We start from the raw sequence: 19,725 nt of genomic DNA, 5'->3' as shown, positions 1-19,725 counted from the left end.
TCCGACGCGAGCCAGAACTGCCACGTGCTCCGTCGCTCCGGCAATCGCGGCTTCGCCGGCAAGCCGCTCGCACTTGCCTTGCGTGCGCTCATGCTGGCCATTCCCGTGGCGGGCACGGGTGCGCTGCCTGCGGCGAGCTGGGCGCAGGCACCCGCCGGCGCGCGCCACTACGATATCGGGCCGGGCCCGCTCGACGTCACGCTCGCCCGGTTTGGCGCGGAGGCCGGCGTCCCGATTGCCGTGGATCCCGCCGCGGCCGCCAGTCTCGACAGCAGTGGCCTGCGCGGGACCTATACCGTGGAGCAGGCGTTGCAGCTGCTGCTGAGCGGACAGCCGGTGGAGGCCGTCGCCAATCCCGGCGCCGGCTACTGGCTGCGCCGGCGCGATGCGGCCCGGCTGACGCCGGCAGACGCGGCGGCGTCGGTTCCGACGTTCGAGCAGGTGACCGTCACGGCGGCGGCCCTGCCAAAGGCGAACGAGCTGGACGACTATCGTGCCGCCACAGTCAATCTGGGCGCCATGGGCGAGAAGGCCATCACCGACACGCCGTACAGCGTCGAGGTGGTGACACGCGGCCTGATGGACAATCAGCAAGCCGATTCGCTGGTCGACGCCCTCAAGAACGATGCCTCGGTCACGCCGATCAGCAACAACATCGGCGGGCTGTCGTCGCAGATCGCGATCCGGGGGGTGGGACTGGACCTGCTGAGCGGACGCAAGATCGATGGTCTCAACATCTTCGGCTGGAGCGGCGACCTGCCGCTCGAGCACTTCGACCAGATCCAGCTGCTCAAGGGCGCGGGCGGATTCCTGTATGGTGCCGCGCAGCCGGGCGGCATCGTCAACTTCATCAGCAAGCGTCCGACCGACACGCCGAAGCGAAGCGTGCTGACCTCGGTGACCGACAGCGGCACCTTCCTGCTCGCCGGCGACCTGGGTGGCCGCTTCGGCGCGGCGGACCGATTCGGTTACCGGGCCAACGTGGTGGGCGAGACCGGTGACAGCTACGTCAAGGACGGCGGACGCATCAAGCGCGGCTCCGCATCGCTGGCACTGGACTGGCACATCCTGCCGCAACTGGTCTGGAGCGCCGACGTCCTGGCAGTCGACCGCCGCGTGACAGGCTCGTCCGGCTGGGGTATCTTCCCCAACGCCACCGGCAGCGACACCGACTATGCCGTGGCGCAGCCCCCGCCCCCGATCCCCGGCAGCAAGCGCATCTTTTCCCCGTTCACCAGCTACGAGACGCATGCCAAGGTGTATGGCACCCACGTGGACTGGGCCTTTGCCGATCAGTGGCGCGCCAGCCTGCTCTATCGCGGGTCGGCGATGGAGCGCGTCTATATGAACGGTTCGATCTTCGTCAATGCGACAGGCCGATACACCGAAGTCCAGTATGGTGGACGCGACAGGTTCGACACCGACGACGTGCAGGCGCTGGTCACCGGCACGGTGCGTACCGGGCCGATTCGCCATGACCTGTCGTTCGGCGTGTCGTACGGCCGCATCCGGACGTTCTATTCGAGCGTGACGAACCATGCCGTGCTCGGCACCGCCGATCTTGCCGACCCTGGCCACTTCGCCAATCCCGGCCTCACCGCCCCGACGGCCGACACCCTGGGCAGCTATACCACCCAGCGAGCGATCTTCGCATCGGACACGCTCCACATCGGCGATCACCTGGACGTGGTGGCCGGAGTCAGGCGCAACGGCCTCGAGGACAGCATCAACGGGTACGACAAGACCGCCCATACACCCACGGCAGCGGTAGTGCTCAAGCCATCGCAGTCGCTCTCGCTCTACGGCAGCTACGTCGAAGCGCTGGAGCAAGGCGCCACCGCGCCACTGACGGCGGCCAATGCCCAGCAAGTATTCGCGCCGCTGAAGACACGGCAGGTGGAGGCCGGCGTCAAGGTCGACCGCCCCCGCTGGACGGCAACTGCGGCGCTGTTCCGAATCCAGCGGGGGCTGACCTACACCAATGCCGACAATATCTTCACGCAGGACGGCATATCGCGCTACGACGGTATCGAATTCCAGGCCAAGGCAAGGCTCACGCCGCGTTGGCAACTGATCGGCAGCGTGATGCTCCTCGACGCGGCCAACGAGACCAACACGGCATCGCTGACAGGCAAGCGCGTGGATGGCACGCCGCGCCGGCAAGCCAAGCTCTATGCCGAGTACCGCCTCGGGGGCACGGGCCTGACACTGACCGGCGGCGTCCAGTATTACGGCGCGCGCCCGCTCGATCCCGCGAATACGGCGGCGCTTCCCGGCTACACCCTCTTCGATGCGGGCATCCGGTACGAGCGCCGCTTCGGCGGCACGAGGACTATCGTCCGCTTCAATGTCGACAATCTCGCCGACAAGGCCTACCTGCTGACAAGTGCTTCCTACCTGACCCAGGGTGCGCCGCGCACCCTCAGGCTCAGCGCCCAGTTCGATTTTTGAGCTGTTCCCTCCCGCATCCACGTCGCCCTGCCGGCCCCGGCAAAAAAAGTTGGCGGATTTTTGACGGTCATCCGTCAAACATTCTGAAAACGATGAACCGGGTTCAGTTCCATTTGCATCCCCGGAGACCCACATGTCGACGAGCGCCCCGTTTCGACGCTTGCGGAAATATTCATGGACCACCGCGCGCGGCTGAAGCGCAGCCAGTGTTTTCAACCACGACGCCATAACAACGCAATAAATGGAAACCACCTCAAAGTTGCCGACCGGCGCGGCGCCGTTCCGGCCGACCCGCCTGACCTTTGCCCTGGGCACGACGGTACTGGGCCTGACACTGACGGCCAGTGCGGCGCATGCGCAAGATACTGGCGCGACCACCGCGCAATCGCCCGGGCCGGTCGCCACGCTGCCGACGGTCACCGTCACCGGCGCCACCGCCGACAACCTGTATCGCGCTGAACGCGCCAGCCTTGGCGCGATGGGCGACAAGTCGCTGCTGGACACGCCGTACAGCGTCGATGTGGTGACGCGCGAGCTCATGGACAACCAGCAGGCCACGTCGCTGGTGCAGGCGCTCAAGAACGACGCGTCGGTCTCGGCCACCTCCAACAACATCGGCGGCCTGTCCTCCCAGATCGCGGTCCGCGGCATCCCGCTCGACCTGCTCTACGGCCGCAAGATCGACGGCATGAACATCTTCGGCTGGAGTGGCGACCTGCCACTGGAGCACTTCGACCAGATCCAGGTCCTCAAGGGTGCCGGCGGCTTCCTGTATGGCTTCGGGCAGCCTGGCGGCATGGTCAACTTCGTCAGCAAGCGCCCGACCGATACGCCGACGCGCAGCGTATTCACGTCGGTCACCGACAGTGGCCAGTTCCTGCTCGGCGGCGACCTCGGCGGCCGCTTCGGCCCGGACGACCGGTTCGGCTACCGCGCCGTCGTGGTCGGCGAGGCCGGCGACAGCTACGTCGACGACGGCGGCCGCATCAAGCGCGGCTCGGCATCGGTGGCACTCGACTGGCGCATCATGCCGAACCTGGTCTGGAGCGCCGATTTCCTCGGCATGGACCGCGTGGTCAAGGGTTCGTCGGGCTGGGGCCTGTTCCCCAATGCGTCGGGTTCCAACGACGATTTCTCGGTGGCGCAACCACCCTCGGCGATCCGCGGCAGCAAGCGCATCTACTCGCCGTTCACGAGCTACGAAACACGCGCCAAGGTGTGGGGCACCGCGCTCGACTGGGGCTTTGCGCAGGACTGGAAGGCGCGCGTGGCATACCGCGGATCGACGATGGACCGGATCTACCTGAACGGCTCGATCTACGCCAATGCGCGCGGCGACTACACCGAGGAGCAGTACGGCGGCACCGACAAGTTCAAGACCGACGACGTGCTGGCGCTGGTCCAGGGCAAGGCAAGAACCTGGTTCGTCACGCATGACCTGACGTTTGGCGCGTCCTACGGCCGCATTCGCTCGTATACCTCCAGCATCTTCAATTTCGCGACGCTCGGCTCGGGCAACCTGGCCGACCCCGGCAGCTTCGACAACCCGCATCTGAGCGCGGAACCAGCCGACACGCTCAACAGCTACACCTCCCAGCGCGCGTTCTTCGTCTCCGACACGATGCACGTGGGCGAACACCTCGACCTCGTGGTCGGCGTGCGCCGCAACAACATCAAGGACACGATCAACGACTACGACAAGAGCGCGACCACGCCCACCGGCGCGATCATCTTCAAGCCGACCAACTGGCTGTCCGCGTACGCCAGCTACGTGGAATCGCTGGAGCAAGGCGCCACCGCCCCGCTGCAGGCGGTCAATGCCAATGAGGTGTTCGCCCCGCTCAAGAGCAAGCAATATGAAGTGGGCGTGAAAGCCGACCGCGCCAACTGGTCCGCCAACGCGGCGCTGTTCCGCATCAAGCGCGGCCTCACGTACACCACGCCGGCCGGCCTGTTCACGCAGGACGGCGAAGCCCGCTACGACGGCCTGGAACTGGGCGGCAAGGTGCGCGTCATGCCGCAGTGGCTGGTGGGCGCGACTGTGCTGTTCCTCGACGCCAAGAGTGAGAACGCCGCCGAGGGCATCAGCGGCCACCGCGTCGATGGCACGCCCAGGCAGCAGGCCGCGCTCTACACCGAGTATCGCCTGTGGGATACGGGCTTCACGCTGACCGGCGGCGTGCAGTACTACGGCGCGCGCTCGATCGATCCGGCAAACACCGTCTCGCTGCCGTCCTATACGTTGTTCGATGCGGGGGTGCGCTATGTCGCCCGCGTTGGCGGCGCGCGGACCACCATCCGCTTCAATGTGGACAACCTGACCAGCAAGGCGTATTGGCTCACCAGCGCTTCATATCTGACACAGGGCGCGCCGCGCGTATTCAAGCTCAGCGCTCAATTCGATTTCTGACCGTCGCATCAGACAAGGATGCCGACCACTCCCTGGCTCGGCATCCCGCTGCGCGCCCGCGCGGCGTTGGCGCCCGGCCGGCCCGTGTCGCATGGGGCCGCGCTGAGTGGCCGTATCACAGCATGCGTCGAAGCGTATCGTCGCCCCTGGCGAAGTGATGCCACAGCGCCGCCGCCGCGTGCAGGCCGATGACGGCATAGAAGGCGATGCCCAGGTAGATGTGCAGGCCGTGGACAAGCGGGCGGAGAGCCGCATTGGCGCCCACCAGCCGGAATGAAACGCCGATCCCGCTCAAGTGCACGGGGTGCCCGCCAAGATTGAGGTTCAGGATGCCCAGCACTGGCTGAACCAGCGTGAAAACGTAGAGCAGTACATGCACCAGCGACGCGAGCCCCCTGAGCAATCGCGACGTTTCCACGGTTCGCGCGCGAGCGGGTGCGCGCCAGCCGAACCGCAGGACCGACAGCAGCAGGACCAGCGTGCCAGCCCAGAAGTGGATGCCGGACCAGAAGACCTGAGCGGCGGAGCCGCGTGGTCCGCGCAGGTTGATCGAGAAATACGCCAGCAACACCAGCGCGGCGATGGTCCAGTGGAAAAACACCGTGGATTTCGGGTACTTGCTGGTCATGGTGCGAGCGGCGTCCGGAAACGGTTTCAGAAACGATGCAGCATCCCGATGGAGACGACCGATTGCATCGGGCCGGAGGCGGCGGATTGCCGGCTGATCTGCGCGGTCAGCCCGGAGCCGTCGCCGTTGAGGTGCTGATATACCTCTTCGACATAGAAATCCGTGCGCCTGGAGAACGCGTACTGCAGCAGCAGCGATACGTCGTTCCAGCGGGGATTGTGCTCGCCGCCGGCATCCTTCACGGTCGCCGCCGTGAGCGTATACGCGGCGGTCAGCGTCCATGCGCGCGCCAGCGGGAACGATGCGTTCAGCTCGTAGTTGTCGAAGCGCGCGGAATCGTCATGGCGCGCGATGGCCGGCGCGCCGAGGCTGGCTATCGAATTCAGCTTGTCGAAGTACGAGCGGGTCCAGAGCACATTGATCTTGGCGGCACCCAGCAGATACGTGGCGCTGGCGCCAAGGATGCGCTGCGTGTCGGCGAGGAAGGTGCGGTCGGTCAGCGTGATCGCGCCACCGGTGTTGCCACCGTCGGCCGCGTGAATGCTGTCATAGGCCACCGCGAATCTCCAGTTGCCCGTCGCGTAGCGGGCGCCGAGGCTCCAGGCCCGGTTGTCCGAGAATCCCGTGGCGTCGGAGAAGCCGTACAGCGCGCCGACCTGGAAGCCGTCGAACGGCGTGGCGCGGTACTTCACCGCGTTGTTGACGCGGAATCCGTGATTGAGATTGTCGTTGTCGAACGGATGGGCGCCGAGATTGTTCGAGACAGGAACATGGCTAGGACGCACGAAATCGGACAGCTCATCGTACTGGCGGCCGACGGTCAGGGTGCCCAGCCGGCGGTCGTCCAGGCCGACGTAGGCCTGGAAGCCGAACAGCCTTTTCTGCGTACTGTTGCCGGTCTGCGCGTTGAAGCCGCTCTCGAGCCGGAAGATGCCGCGGGTCGATCCGCCCAGGTCCTCGCTGCCCGCCAGTCCCCAGTGGCTGCCCTGGATGTCGCCGCTGGTCGCGCCCGCCTGCGAGTGGCCACCGGCATTGTTCGTGAACGAGAGTCCGGAATTGATCACGCCGTACAGCGTCACGGCATCGGCCGCCTGCGACGCACCCGCGTATCCGGTGGCGCACGCCGCCACGAGCACAACGATCTTCTTCATCGGGCCATCGCAAGGCAAGGAAACGGAACGGACAGGCCGGCGGCTGGCGCCAGCCATGAGCGACGGCCGTCGCCGGACGGCGCGCGGTCCGCCGGGCGCGAGGCCGGCGACCGGTTGGCAAGGGCCATGTGATAACCTCCGCAGTGCGTAATGGAGAATCATTTTGATTCTCGTTTCTGGAACGTCACTCTAGCGGGCCAATGTAATGGGAATGTGTTGGCAGCCGGGGTTCTTGTATCGGCACGCGCCGGGCCGCCGGGAAGCGATGCCTTTCGCGGCGGATGCTGCCAAGATTCGGGATCATGAACAAAGCAGGAATGGGCCGGATACTGGTCGTCGATGACGACCCGAACATCCGCCAGCTTCTATTGGATTACCTGGAGAGCATGGGCTACCGCGTGCAGGCCGCGGCCGGCGGCGCCCAGATGCGCCGCATCCTCGACACCTCGCCGGTCGACCTCATCGTGCTGGACCTGATGCTCAACGGCGAGGACGGGCTGGACCTGACGCGCGAACTGCGCCGCGTCAGCTCGGTGCCGATCATCATGCTGAGCGCGCGCGGCGGCTTGCTCGACCGGATCCTCGGGCTCGAGATGGGCGCCGACGACTACCTGCCCAAGCCGTTCGATCCGCGCGAACTGGTCGCCAAGATCAAGGTCGTGCTCCGCCGCAGCGGCGAGGCGCTGCCGCGCCGGGCGGACCCGGTCGCCTACATCCGCTTCGCCGGCTGGAAGCTCGACACGTCGATGAAACAGATGCTGTCGGCGAACGGGCTGGTGGTGACGCTGGGCGGATCGGACTACCGCACGCTGCGCGCGCTGCTGGACCATCCGAACCGGCCGCTGTCGCGCGAATACCTGCTCGACCGCGCCTTCGGCAAGCAGTACACGCCGCTCGACCGCGCGATAGACGTGTGCATCAGCCGCCTGCGGCAGCACCTGCAAGACAAGTCGCTGATACGCACGGTGCGCAACGAGGGCTATATGCTGGTCGCCGACGTCGACCAGCAGCCGTGACCGGAACCACGACGCCGCCATGAAACTGCGCCTGTGGCCCGACACCCTGCTCGGCAGGCTGGTGCTGGTGCTTTCCGTCGGCATGTTTGCCGGCCAGCTCCTGACCAGCACCATCTGGTTCGAGACCAGCCGCTACCGTTCGCTCGAAATTCCCGCCTACCTGCTGGCCAGCCGGCTGTCCGACTCGGTGCACCTGCTCGAGCAGGTGCACGGCGACGGCGCGCGGCAGGAACTGGCGCGCCGCCTGTCGAGCGAGGCTTACCGCCTGCGCTGGATCGAGGCGCCGGCCGGCGCGCCGGGCCGCGGCGACGTGGCGCAGCGGGCGCTCGAGGACATCCTGGCCAGCGTGATCCGCCAGCGCACGGGCAAGGCCCTGGAGGTGCGCCTGCTCGACGCGCGGCTGAACACCCGCATCGACGTTCCGGCCGGCGCCTTGCACCACTTCGACTCGGCCATGCCGTCGAGCACGTTCCGCCTGCGGTTGCGCATGGCCGACGACTACTGGGTCGACGTGGACGCCACCGAGGCGGCGGTCGCGACGCAGCCCGCCTCGCAGGTGTTCGACTACCTGGTCAATGTCTACCTGATCCGCTTCGCGGCGGTGTTCCTGTTCGCGCTGATCGCGGTGCGTTTCGCCCTCAAGCCGCTCAAGCAGATGACGAACGCCGCCGCGGCGCTCAGCCAGGACATGCACCGCCCGCCGCTTCCGGTGTCCGGGCCGCGCGAGGTGCGCGACGCCGCCCGCACGTTCAATGCGATGCAGCAGCGCCTGGTCGACATCATCGGCCAGCGCACGCGGCTGCTCGGCGCGGTGTCGCACGACCTGCGCTCGCCGCTGACACGGCTGCGGCTGCGCGCGGAAATGCTTGCCGACGCGCCGGCGCGCGAGCGCCTGCGCCAGGACCTCGACGAAATGGAGGCCATGGTGAGCACCACGCTCGACCTCGTGCGCAGCGTCGACATCGCGGAAGCCCGCCACGACATCGACATGGATTCGATGCTGCGGGGACTGCGCGACGACGCGATGGAAGCGATGGAAGCAATCGAAGCGAACGGCGCCCTGATCGAGGTGACGGGCCGCGCCCATGCCCCCGTCCCGGGCTATCCGCGCCATCTCAAGCGGTGCCTGCAGAACCTGGTCGACAATGCGGCCCGGCATGGCCGGCACGTCGTCATCGGCGTCGAGGACGAAGACCGCATGCTGCGCATCACGGTCAGCGACGACGGGCCCGGCATCCCCGACGAGATGCTCGGCCAGGTGTTCGAGCCCTACGTCAGGCTGGACAGCACGGCCGGCGGGACCGGCCTGGGGCTGACGATCGCGCGCGCGATCGCGGTGGCGCATGGCGGCACGCTGGCCTTGCGCAACCGCGCCCCCCGCGGACTGGACGCCGTGCTGTGCCTGCCGCGGCCCGCCTAGCGCGCAGTATCCGGATCGGCAAGCAGCGGCACGAGCAGCGGCACGTCTTCCGACAGGCGTATTGCGCCCCCCCTGATCAAGGCTGGTCGTAGACCCACACCGAGCCGTCGGCAAGGCGCACGGCGATGCGCAGCTTGCCGTTGGCGTCGACGGCGCCCGCGAAATCCAGCCCAAATGCATTGCCGGGCAGCGCGAGCATCAGCGGCGTGCTGCCGTCCGTATTGGCGACGATGATGGCGGACCAGGACGCCGGGAGGCCCAGCACGAACTGCGGGATGGCGCTCAGCTTGACCAGGGGCGGCGCCGATGGCACTCGGGTGACATAAGGCTGGGACGGTCCGGAATTGACAACGATGCCATTACCGCTCGCGTAGCCGTAGATCGGTGCATTTGCATCGGTGGCGCCACTGGAAACAGCGCCAAGGCCAAGGGGTGCCAGGTCGCCCAACGTCATGAACTCGGTGCCGGCCTCCACGCCCAGGAAATCGCGTGTTCCATTCGATTGGATAGCCAGGCCACCACCAGCAGGTAACGGACGCGCGTCGATGATCGGCGTGCTAATCAAAACATTCCCGCGCGCGCCTCCGCCCACGGGCTGCCACCACCACCTCCGCTCATTGGCACACCAGCCGGCCGAAACGATACCGGTGCCGTCCGTTGCCCTCACGAAAGCGCGTCCCGCGGTCGTGCTCGCCGCATACTGCGCGCAGCCGACCAGCGAGAAGTCCGCGCGCGCTCCGGCGAGCTCCGCATCGAAGCTGCCAAACGGCACGCTCGCGCCATCGGCGCCCAGTTGCACCACCACCGCCGAATTCGCCGGGTCCGTGTCCGCCGCCAGCCACATGCCTTGCACCGCCGCCGGCAGCGCCGTGGCGGGCTCGACCGGTCCGTCGCCGGCCACGCCGAAGCGTTCCAGCCGCGCCGGCTGGCTGCCGTCCGCGGTCAGCCGCCACACGCGCGTGCCGTCGATGGCCAGGCTGACCACCGACGGGTTGGCGATGGGTGCATCCGGCAGGCGGCTCCACACGCCCGGGAACGTCAGCGGCAGCGTGCTGCTGTTGGTGCGGCCATCCGGGTAGGTCGCGGTCAGCGTCAGCGTCGCGGCATAGGTGCCGGTCTGCGCGGCGTCGAGGCCGATCGTCACGCTGGTGCTGGTGGGCATGCCGACGATGGATGCGGCCGTGCCGCTTTGCTGGATCGACCACGCCAGCGTCGCCCGGCCGGCCAGGTCGGCGCCCGGCCCGTCGGTCAGCGTCGCCGTCACGGTGCCGGTGCGGCCCGGCTTCACGTTCAGCGACGGCGCCGAGAACGCGATCGAGGGCAGCGCCACCAGCGGCCGCGCCAGCGCGGCATTGGCGCACAGGCGGTCGCCCGCCGGCGTGCTGGCGCACGCGGTGAGTTGCCCCATGCCCGCCAGCGTGCCCGTGGTGGAAACCTGCGCCGAATGGCTGTCCGCCGCCGGCGCGGCGGCGAACGTGGCGTTGTCGACCGCCCACGACCAGTCCGTCAGGTCGGCCGCGCCGTCGACGCCGTCCGAGCGCCGCACCACCGCAGTGACGACCTGCGGCGCCGCGCTGTAGTTGACCGTCAGCGTGGACGGCGACAGCGTCAGCGCATAGGTCTTCGCCGCCGGCGCCTGCACGGCCAGGTGCGTGGTGCTGGTGGCCTGGCTGCCGTCGGGCAGCGTCGCCGTGGCGACGATGTCGACCTCGCCGGGCGCGAGCATGCGCACCGAGGCATAGGTGCCCACCGGCTGCATCATGCTGGCCGCCGCCGGCGCCTGGTCGGAGGCCGACACGATTACCGCGACCGCTTCGTTGGACGACGACCATGCGAACCTGGCGCCCTTGACCTCGAGGCCATCGGCGCCGAGCAAGGTAGCCTTCAGCGTCAGCGTGCCGCCCTGCGCGGGCGCGGCCGTGCCGGTGTCGACGACGAGGCGGCTGCTGGGTGTCTGCGTGGCTGGGGAAGATGGGGCTTCGTCGCTGCCGCAGGCGGACAGCAGGCCAGCGGCGAAGACAAGCGAGAGCAGGCCGGCCGCGCGGGACCGCGCGCCGGCATGGAAACCTTGGAACATGTGACCTGACCCGTTTTTATTTATTGGCAAGCGCACGCCACTCGCGTGCCGCCGGGGAACTGTAGCAGCAGGCTTCCCCCCTCTTCCATACCCCTTCGGGGCTATCAAGTTTGATGGCGTGCCTGATCAGGCACACAAGGCGTCCTCAATCTGCCGCTGTGCCCTGCCGGATCGCCTCTTCGTGCGACCGCGCCATCGGCCGCTTGGCCGATAGTACGGGCGAATCCCCCGTTCAGATAATGCGCACTGAATCACAAATCCTGACGACGGGAACAAAGGGAAATCGATATGGAGTACAGAACGAAGTTGGTTGCGCGCGGGCTTGTTGCCGTCCTGATTCCAACGGCAATGGTTGCCTGCGGCGGCGGGTCCGACAGCAGCCCGGCCGCCGGCGCTGCCGCGGCGCCCGCCGCGATGAAGGTCAGCGGCACGGCGGCTACGGGTGCCGCCATGGCCAATGCCAGCGTCAGCGTGACCTGCGCCGCGGGAAGCGGCACCGCGACCACCGGCGCGAACGGCACCTACACCGCGACCGTCAGCGGCGGCGCGCTGCCTTGTGTTCTGAGCGTCACCAGCAGCGATGGCAAGACCGTGCTGCATTCCGTTTTACCGGGCAGCGGCCACACCGACGCCACGGCAAACATCACGCCCTTGAGCGAACTGCTGATCGCGCAGCTTTCGGGCATCGACCCGCAGTCCTTCGCGGCCGGCTTCAGCGCGGCAACCACGATCAGCGCGGCCGAACTGGCGGCGGCGCAAGCAGCGTTGCTGCAGATGCTGACAGCCGCGGGCGTCGACACGTCCGGCGTCGGCGATATCGTCGGGGGCGGGCTGACCGCGGGCAGCGGCACCGGATACGACGGCGTGCTCGACAAGCTTCAGGCCACCCTGGCAGGGGCGGGTGCCACGCTGGCCGACCTTGCCTCGGCGGTATCGACCAGCAGCAAGACAGGCAGCACGGCGGGCGCGGCGGTGATCGGCACGGTGCTGGCCAGATCCGCGCCGGACTGCCCCGGGCTGAAGACCGGGACGTTGCGCTATGTGGCCTTCCTGAACGGCCAGAATGGCACCATGCAAGTGGATGCCGACGCGCTGAAGCTGACCGTAGGCGGCAACGCCTACCAGCTTGCGAAAAACGCCAGTTGCGACTACCTCGCCAACGATGCGGCCGGAACGCGCATCCTGGTGGCGCGTTCCGGCGCGGCGGTGGTGCTGCAGGGAACTGGCCTCACCGGCGTTGCCGGCATTGCCATCCCCGAGCAGAAGCTGGATGTGGCCGCGCTGGGCGGCAGCTACAACCGGGTGTCGTACGGCGCCACCTTCGACGCGGACGAGGGCGATTTCGGCGACACGGAATTTGCCGCGGACGGACAGAACGGGTTGGCGAAGAATTGCCCGCAAGGCTACGGCACATGCGCCACGGATACCGAGTCGAAGGGCAAACTGGCCGCCAACCCGAGCGGCGGTTTCGACTACGTCGAAAACGGCACGACCTTGCACCGTGTGTTCGCGTTCCGCGACGGCTCCGGCAAGACGCTGATGCTGGCGCAGGCTGCCACGGGCGGCACCGTAGCGGCGCTGGTCTCGAAGGCGAAGCTGGCGCTCCCGGCGCTTTCGCGCGTGGCGTCGTTCTGGCAATTCACCCTGAACAACGCGGGACTGAGCGCGGTATCGGAAGATGCCAACACGGTGACCGCGGCCGACAGCGCGACCGGGGTGGTGACGCGCAGCTTCCCGTCGGACGGGCATTTCGACACCTTGACCTACAACACGCCCTTTGACGGCACCCGCTATCGCGCAACCAATGCCTGCACGACGTCCGCCGGCGCCGCATCAACGTGCAACGGCGTGGTACAGCTTCCCTTCGGCGGCCTGGTGCTCACAGCCAGTTCGGTGCCGGGCAAGCACTTCCTGTCGGTATCCCTGGACAAACCGTAAGCTACCGACCGGAGATCCTGGCCGTCACGGCGCGACGATGCCGCTTCATGCATCGTCGCGCCGTCGCATCGTCACTTCGTCGCGTCGTGCCGGAGCGCCTGGCGATGCTTGCCACCTCAAGGCATTGGGTAGAATGGCCGGGCTTGTGCCCCGGCTGGTCGACTCGCCCTTGCCACCAACGATCGCTCTGCCTCTGACTCCTGCCCTGACCGCCCGCGCCCGCAACGTCGCCCGCGCATTTGCACGCGCCGCGGCTGCCGGCATGCGAGCGTGGGGAAACAACCTGATCTGGCTTGCCGCCTTGATTTGCGGCTGCACCGCAGTGCCAGCCTGCGCCCGGCCCACTTCCGCTTCTGCGCCCGTTCAGGCGGCCACCGCGCCGCGCGAGACGGCGCCGGTGACCATCGGGCGGGCGGATTTCCGCCGAAGTCCGGACGAGCGGTGGACGCAGGTCGCGCTGCCAGATACCTGGACCCTGCGCGATCTGCCGGGCACGGGCGGGGGCGAATACCGCATGGTATTGACGCTGGCCGAGGCGCCGCGGGAGCCGTGGGCGCTGGAACTCGATCGTGTCTCGCCGGCGCGCCAGGTCTATGTCAACGGCGAATTGGTCGACGCATATCCCCCTGGCGGGCGCATGGTGCCGCTTCCCGCACTGGTCGAACTGCCTCTGCACTTGTTGCATGCCGGCGACAACGAGCTTCACCTGGTGCTGCAGTATCGCCATCGCGGCGGCTTGTCGCGCGTTCGCGCGGGGCCGATCGATTCCCTGGAGCGCTCGCACGAGCGCTTGCTGTGGTGGGAAAAGCAACTGCCCCAGCAGTTGAACCTGGTCGCCTGCGTGCTGGCCATGCTGATGCTCGCCGTGGCGTGGCGGCAGCCTCGCGAAAAAGCCATCGGCCTGTTCGGCGCGCTCGGCCTGATCAGCGGCATTCGCAACTATGTCACCCTGGACGACATGCTGTCCTGGCCGGGCGACTGGATGGAACGGTTCGCCTTCACGGCGATGATCTGGATGGCAATGCTGTTCCTGGCCTATGCGCACCGCATGCGCTTCCAGCGCGCGCTGCCGCACGGCCGGCTGTTCTGGGCCTTGCTGGGTTCGGTGCCGGCGATCGTCGCCTGCCTGCCGGCTGCCTGGCTGCCTCCGGTGCGCCTGCTCGCCTATGCGGTCCTGGCCGTGGTGAACCTGCGTTCCGTGCAAAACGTGGCGATGTCCGCCCGGCTGGTGCGAGACGCGCCGCACCGGGCGCTCTGCGCATTCTTGCTGGTGATCTTCCTGGCGGCCTTGCACGATTTTGCCTATCAGATCGTGGGCTGGCTGCCGATCACGCAATCGCTGGCGCTTTCCCACGTGTTGCCGCTCGCGCTGTGCTGTTACTCCGGGCTGTTGCTGGTACGGCTGTTCGACGCCATGGCTGAAGTGGATCGGCTAAACCGGACGCTGGAGGCGCGGGTGGCCCGGCGCACGCGCGACCTGGAAGCCGCGAATGCCGCCAAGACGCACTTCATTACCAGCGCGAGCCACGACCTGCGTCAGCCGCTGGTGAGCATCGGCCTGCTGCTTGGCTTGCTGCGGCAGGAACTCTCCAGGGCCGTGCCGAATGCCGCCGTCCACGGCCTGCTCGAACGCCTGGCTCGCGCCGTGTCGGCCATGGAGGAGCTGCTCAAGCGGCTGCTGGACTTCTCCCGGCTCGAAGGCGCCGGCAACGCGCCCGCCAGCCTGCGGCCAGTCCACATGCAGGAGATTCTCGATGCGGTGCTCGCCCACGAAGCGTCGCACGCCGAAGCCAAGGGCTTGCGTCTGCGCGTGCGGGCGACGTCGCTGACCGTGCGGTCCGATCCGGTCATGCTGGAACAGATCCTGCGCAACCTGGTGAGCAACGCGATCCGCTATACGGAGCGCGGCGGCGTGCTGGTGGGCGTGCGCGCCCGCAAGTCGTCGGGCCAGGCGCAATTGTGTGTGTGGGACAGCGGACGCGGCATTGCGCCTGCCGATCAGGAAATCGTGTTCGAGCCCTTTGTGCAGTTGAACAACCCGGGCCGGGTGACCACCGAGGGCCTGGGGCTCGGGCTCGCCATCGCGCGCCGTGCCGCGGTGCAGCTCGGGCATGACCTCGCCTTGGTGTCGCAACCCGGACGAGGCAGTTGCTTCAGGCTGACCCTGCCGCTTGCCGACGGCACGGCGAATTTGCCCGGACCTAGCCAGGCGCGGTCCCCGGCACCCGATTCCAGCGTGCTGCGCGGCCGCGCGGTCTGGCTTATCGAAGACAACGACGCGGTGCGCGACGCGCTCGCGCTGCAGCTTGTGCAATGGGGCGCGAGGCTGGAATCCTTCAGCCGGGCGGCAGACTTCCGGCAGCGCCTGCTCTGCGCGCAGGACTGGCCGGACCTTGTCATCAGCGATGCCCGCCTGCCCGACGGAGACGGGCTGGAACTGATCCGGTCGATACAGGCAGACGCCCCCGTCCCCGTTGCCGGCTTGCTGGTGACCGGAAACACGGCACCCGCTCAGCTCGCCACGCAGGCAAGCTCGGGCATCGCGGTGTTGCACAAGCCGTTCGGCAGCGAGGCGCTGCTGGAGGCAATCAGCCACGAACTGCGGACGTGCGCTTAGTTTTCTGCGCCTGGTGCCGCAGCGACACGCCGGCGTCTGGCGTCAGACGTCGTCCTTGATTCCCCGGCGGGCCACTTCGACCATGGCTTGCGTGCGCGAACGCACGCCCAGGCGCCGGTATATTTCAGACAGATGGGTCTTGACCGTGGAGGCGGAGAGATCGAGCTCGCGGCAAACCAGCTTGTTGGGCTTGCCTTGCAGGACGAGGCGCAGCACCTCCCATTGCCGGCGCGACAACCCGAGCGCGGCATAGGACGTGGGAGCCGCCGCGGGTCTGCCGACGAATGACAGCGGAAGCGCCACCCCGCCCTCCATCACGAACTGAATCGCATCGGCGAATTCGACGCTGTCCGTCGCCTTGTGCAAGAAGCCGGCCGCGCCCGCGTCGAGCGCGGCATAGACCGTTTCCGCCCGGTCATCGGCCGACACGACGACGGCGCGCGCTTGCGGCACCTCCTCGCGCAAGGCGAGCAGTGCCTCGATGCCTTTCGCATCCGGAAGGTCGAGATCTATCAGCAGGATATCGGCCGGCTGCGTGGCCAGGGCGCTGCGCGCCTGCGCCAGGCTGCCGGCGCCGCGAAACTCCGCATGAGGAAAACGTTGCGTCAGCAGCAATGCCAGGGCATCGCGCAACAGCGCATGGTCGTCAACGAGCAAGACACGCATCACAGCGGTAGTTTTCCTTCGTCATCGTGCGGACGCAGCCAGCCGTCGCCGGAAATCCCCATGGCATCATGCAATGCGCCATGCATCCGCGACGGCCGCTCCGGCACATTCTGCTGCGCCGGCGGGGAAAAGGCCAGCACTGTCGTTGCGGGTTACCGCTCAATCGTCATCGAGCAAGCCGCATTCCGCATCGTCCATCATCCCGGCCAGTGCCGCGGCGACGGTGGCCACGCCGGGCGAGTCGGCCATGTCCTCGCGCGTCACAAACACCGTGCGCCCTGCCGCGAACCAGGCGCCATGGCGCACCTTTCTCACCATGCCGAGCCGCGCGTAGTGCCGCACCGCGCTCTCCGGCGCGACCGTCAGCAGGTTGCTGCCGGAGACCAGGCAGAGATTGGTGTGGAACGAGAATGACTCGACCTTTGGCTGCGGCGGCACGATGCCGGCCGTGAGGAACGGCGCCTCGAACAGCGAGCGCGTATGGGCGCCGCGCGGCGTGGTGACCCAGTCCTGGTTGCACAGGTCGGCGAGCGTCACCGCGCGTTTGCGCGCCATCGCATGGTCGAGCGCGCAGGCGACGGCAAGGCGCTCTTCCCACAGCGGCGTCACGCGCATCGCGCTCGTCGCGCTCGCTTCCAGGCTGCTGCCGACGCGGCCGATCACGCAGTCGAGCTCGCCGCGGTCGAGCATGCTCAGCAGGCCGCCGACCGTCGCCTCGTGCACGGAGAGGCGCGGGCAGCCCGGTTGCGCGGCCATCCTCGCCAACAGCTTCGGCAAGGCCACGACGCCGACCAGCGGCAGGATGCCGAGGCGAACCACCGGCACCGGCGGAGCCGCGCTGACGGCCTCGATGGCGGCGGACAGCGCGTTGAGGGCAACGCGCAGGCGTGCGAGCGCGAGTTGCCCGGCCGGCGTCAGCGCGGCACCGCGCGTGGTGCGGGCGACCAGTTCGGCGCCGAACACCGCTTCGATCTCCTGCAGCATCTTGGTCGCGGCGGGCTGGCTCAGCGCGAGCTGCCCGGCCGCGCCCGACAGCGAGCCGTGCGCGTCGACGAGCTCGAGGAAACGCAGGTGGCGGATGCGCAGCCGGTCGAGGCGCGCGGCCATGCGGGCCGTATCCTTGCTCATAACAGATTGTGATGACTGCATCAGGAAGCAATAATTTACAGGAAAGTGCGATGCTTCCACAATCGGACTCCATAAATCCATAGAACGACAAGGAGACGACGCAGTGCGCACAACAGGAAAACTTCTGGCCGGGCTGGCCTTGGCGCTCGCCATGGCCGGCCTCTTGCCCCGCGCGGCCACGGCGGCCGATGCCGTCTTTCCCAACCGGCCGATCCGGCTCATCGTTCCTTACGCCGCCGGCGGCGGGCCCGACATACAGGCGCGCAAGCTGGCCGAAGTCGCCGCGCGCGAGCTGGGGCAGCCGCTGGTGGTCGAGAACAAGGTCGGCGCGGGCGGCATCCTCGCGGCCGAAGTCGTCGCCCAGCAGCCCGCCGACGGCTATACGCTGATGCTCGGCGCCTCGACGCACGTCACGCAGAAGCTGCTCCAGCCGTCGGTCAAGTTCGACCCCGTCACGAGTTTCACCCATATCATCCGCTCCGGCTTCAGCCCGCAGGTAATGCTGGTGAAGGACAACGCGCCGTATCGCACGGTGGCGGATGTGGTGCAGGCGGCGCGCAAGGCGCCGGGTACGCTGAACTACGCGTCGGGCGGGATAGGCAGTGCCGCGCATTTGTCGGGGGCGGCGTTTGCCAATGCCGCCGGCATCGATCTCGTCCATGTCCCGTACAAGGGCTCGGTCGAGATCGTGCCGTCGCTGATACGCGGCGACACGACCGTCGGGTTCCCGGTCGCCTCGACCGCCCTTCCCCAGTTGCAAAGTCGTACGGTGCGCGCGCTGGCGGTCACGTCGGCGCACCGGCTCCCTGGCATGCCCGAGGTGCCGACGCTGAACGAGGCGCTCGGCCGCCAGGACCTGGCGCTCGATTCGTGGAGCGGCATCTGGGCGCCGGCAGGCGTGCCGAAGCCGGTGGTCGCCCGGCTGCATGCGGCCTTCCTGAAGGCCCTCGACGATCCGGGCGTGCGCGACTTCTACCAGAAGGCCGGCACGATCATCGACCCGACCCCGACGCCCGAGGCGTTCGACCGCTTCGTCGCGGACGAAACCGGCAAGTACCGCCGCATCGTCGCGCAGAGCCATTTCACCCTTCAGTAAGCGAGGCCGACATGAATGACCCAGAACGCTCCTTTGCCCCGCTGACCGGCGTCCGCGTGCTCGACTTCTCGCATGTCATTGCGGGGCCGCTCGCGACGTTCTACCTGTCACAACTCGGCGCCACGGTGCTGAAGATGGAAAACGCCAACGGCGGCGACGTGATGCGGCGCACCGGGAAAGGCCGGCAGGGCTTCGTCGCGCTGAACGCCGGCAAGGAAAGCCATGCCGTCGATCTTGGCAAGCCGGAGGATTTCGCGCGGGTGCTGGAGATGGCGGCGACCTGCGACGTGGTGGTCGACAACCTGCGCCCCGGCGTCCTGGAGCGCTTCGGGCTGGGCTTCGAAGCGCTGCGCGCCGCCAACCCGACGCTGGTCTATTGCACGATCTCCGGATACGGACGGAGCAGCGCCGACGTGGCCGCCCGCCCGGCCTATGACCACGTGATTCAGGCGGCGACGGGCATGGCCTTCATGGCCGGCACGGAGAACGACCCGCCGATCAAGACCGGCTTTCCCGTCGTCGATGCCGCCACCGGCATGCAGGCGGCGCTGGCGATCCTGGCCGGGCTGCGCGAGCGCGATCGGCTCGGCTGCGCCGTGCAGCTGGACGTGTCGATGACCGGCGCGGCGCTGCAACTGATGTACTCGTTCGCCTGCGAGGCACTGACCAGCGGCGCGTCGCCGGCACGCGTCGGCAATCAAGGGTATTCGGGCAGCCCCACCGCCGACTTCTTCGCCACGCGCGACGGCTGGATCGCGCTGGGCGCCAACACGCCCCGCCAGTTGATGCGGCTTCTGGAAGCACTGGACCTGACCAGCCTCGCGGCGGACCCGGCCTACTTCGCCGCGCCGCTGGACCCGGACTCGCCGGCGTCGTTCGTGCGCTCGGCCGATCCGGCCGGGCTCAAGGCACGCATCGCCGCGCGCCTGCAGACGCTGGACGCAGACGACCTCGAAGACCGCCTCGCCGCGCGCGGCGTACCGGCAGCCAAGGTGCGCAAGCTCGGCGAATTCGCGACCGCGGCACGGCAGCACGGCCGCGTGTCGACCGTCGCGCTGCACGGCGAGGACGTCTCGGTGATCTCGCCCGGGCTCGGCTTCGGCGCGCAGGCGCGCCGCTGATACCGC

Annotated in this window: 14 protein-coding genes; 8 read left to right on the top strand and 6 right to left on the bottom strand. The window is 68.0% G+C overall.

Annotated elements, in window-relative coordinates; translation table 11 throughout:
• Positions 1 to 24: 24 nt before the first annotated feature.
• Positions 25 to 2,451, top strand: a complete 2,427-nt coding sequence (locus ACKI2N_RS07755; RefSeq protein ID WP_420995056.1) for a TonB-dependent siderophore receptor — start codon at positions 25 to 27, stop codon at positions 2,449 to 2,451.
• A 241-nt stretch (positions 2,452 to 2,692) separates the two neighbouring features.
• Positions 2,693 to 4,861, top strand: a complete 2,169-nt coding sequence (locus ACKI2N_RS07750) for a TonB-dependent siderophore receptor (RefSeq protein ID WP_420995057.1) — start codon at positions 2,693 to 2,695, stop codon at positions 4,859 to 4,861.
• Between the two features lie 115 nt (positions 4,862 to 4,976).
• On the opposite strand, the gene ACKI2N_RS07745 is transcribed toward ACKI2N_RS07750, so the two are convergent.
• Complete coding sequence (locus ACKI2N_RS07745; RefSeq protein WP_420995058.1) at positions 4,977 to 5,489, bottom strand: cytochrome b; 513 nt, start codon at positions 5,487 to 5,489, stop codon at positions 4,977 to 4,979.
• A 26-nt stretch (positions 5,490 to 5,515) separates the two neighbouring features.
• Positions 5,516 to 6,640 (bottom strand): porin, encoded by a 1,125-nt coding sequence (locus ACKI2N_RS07740; protein ID WP_420995059.1) that lies wholly within the window; start codon positions 6,638 to 6,640, stop codon positions 5,516 to 5,518.
• A 317-nt stretch (positions 6,641 to 6,957) separates the two neighbouring features.
• Between ACKI2N_RS07740 and ACKI2N_RS07735 the strand changes: the two genes are divergently transcribed.
• Together ACKI2N_RS07735 and ACKI2N_RS07730 are read left to right on the top strand one after the other, a co-directional pair.
• A complete protein-coding gene (locus ACKI2N_RS07735) occupies positions 6,958 to 7,656 on the top strand; it encodes a response regulator (protein WP_420995114.1) in 699 nt (232 codons plus the stop codon).
• A gap of 19 nt (positions 7,657 to 7,675) precedes the next feature.
• On the top strand, positions 7,676 to 9,076 hold the full coding sequence (locus ACKI2N_RS07730; protein WP_420995060.1) for an ATP-binding protein: 1,401 nt from the start codon (positions 7,676 to 7,678) through the stop codon (positions 9,074 to 9,076).
• Between the two features lie 76 nt (positions 9,077 to 9,152).
• On the opposite strand, the gene ACKI2N_RS07725 is transcribed toward ACKI2N_RS07730, so the two are convergent.
• Positions 9,153 to 11,153, bottom strand: coding sequence for a hypothetical protein (locus tag ACKI2N_RS07725; RefSeq protein ID WP_420995061.1), 2,001 nt, complete (start codon positions 11,151 to 11,153; stop codon positions 9,153 to 9,155).
• Between the two features lie 288 nt (positions 11,154 to 11,441).
• Here ACKI2N_RS07725 and ACKI2N_RS07720 point away from each other — a divergent pair, with 288 nt between their 5' ends.
• Positions 11,442 to 13,091 carry a hypothetical protein gene (locus ACKI2N_RS07720; RefSeq protein WP_420995062.1) on the top strand — a complete coding sequence of 550 codons (1,650 nt, stop codon included), beginning with the start codon at positions 11,442 to 11,444 and terminating at the stop codon, positions 13,089 to 13,091.
• A 133-nt stretch (positions 13,092 to 13,224) separates the two neighbouring features.
• A complete protein-coding gene (locus ACKI2N_RS07715) occupies positions 13,225 to 15,708 on the top strand; it encodes an ATP-binding protein (protein WP_420995063.1) in 2,484 nt (827 codons plus the stop codon).
• A 42-nt stretch (positions 15,709 to 15,750) separates the two neighbouring features.
• On the opposite strand, the gene ACKI2N_RS07710 is transcribed toward ACKI2N_RS07715, so the two are convergent.
• From ACKI2N_RS07710 to ACKI2N_RS07700, 3 genes are read right to left on the bottom strand one after another with little or no spacing between them, the layout of a single operon-like run.
• The gene (locus tag ACKI2N_RS07710; RefSeq protein ID WP_426990697.1) at positions 15,751 to 16,365 is read right to left on the bottom strand and encodes a response regulator; all 615 of its coding nucleotides are present in this window, start codon (positions 16,363 to 16,365) and stop codon (positions 15,751 to 15,753) included.
• 8 nt (positions 16,366 to 16,373) lie between these two features.
• Positions 16,374 to 16,514 (bottom strand): hypothetical protein, encoded by a 141-nt coding sequence (locus ACKI2N_RS07705; protein ID WP_420995065.1) that lies wholly within the window; start codon positions 16,512 to 16,514, stop codon positions 16,374 to 16,376.
• A gap of 19 nt (positions 16,515 to 16,533) precedes the next feature.
• Complete coding sequence (locus ACKI2N_RS07700; protein ID WP_420995066.1) at positions 16,534 to 17,502, bottom strand: LysR family transcriptional regulator; 969 nt, start codon at positions 17,500 to 17,502, stop codon at positions 16,534 to 16,536.
• Between the two features lie 103 nt (positions 17,503 to 17,605).
• Here ACKI2N_RS07700 and ACKI2N_RS07695 point away from each other — a divergent pair, with 103 nt between their 5' ends.
• Together ACKI2N_RS07695 and ACKI2N_RS07690 are read left to right on the top strand one after the other, a co-directional pair.
• A complete protein-coding gene (locus ACKI2N_RS07695; RefSeq protein ID WP_420995067.1) occupies positions 17,606 to 18,598 on the top strand; it encodes a Bug family tripartite tricarboxylate transporter substrate binding protein in 993 nt (330 codons plus the stop codon).
• An 11-nt stretch (positions 18,599 to 18,609) separates the two neighbouring features.
• Positions 18,610 to 19,719, top strand: a complete 1,110-nt coding sequence (locus ACKI2N_RS07690; RefSeq protein WP_420995068.1) for a CaiB/BaiF CoA transferase family protein — start codon at positions 18,610 to 18,612, stop codon at positions 19,717 to 19,719.
• Positions 19,720 to 19,725: the final 6 nt, after the last annotated feature.

The organism is Cupriavidus sp. 30B13 (genome assembly GCF_049059565.2).
Lineage (GTDB): Bacteria > Pseudomonadota > Gammaproteobacteria > Burkholderiales > Burkholderiaceae > Cupriavidus.
This window is presented reverse-complemented; position numbering and strand designations above follow the sequence as displayed.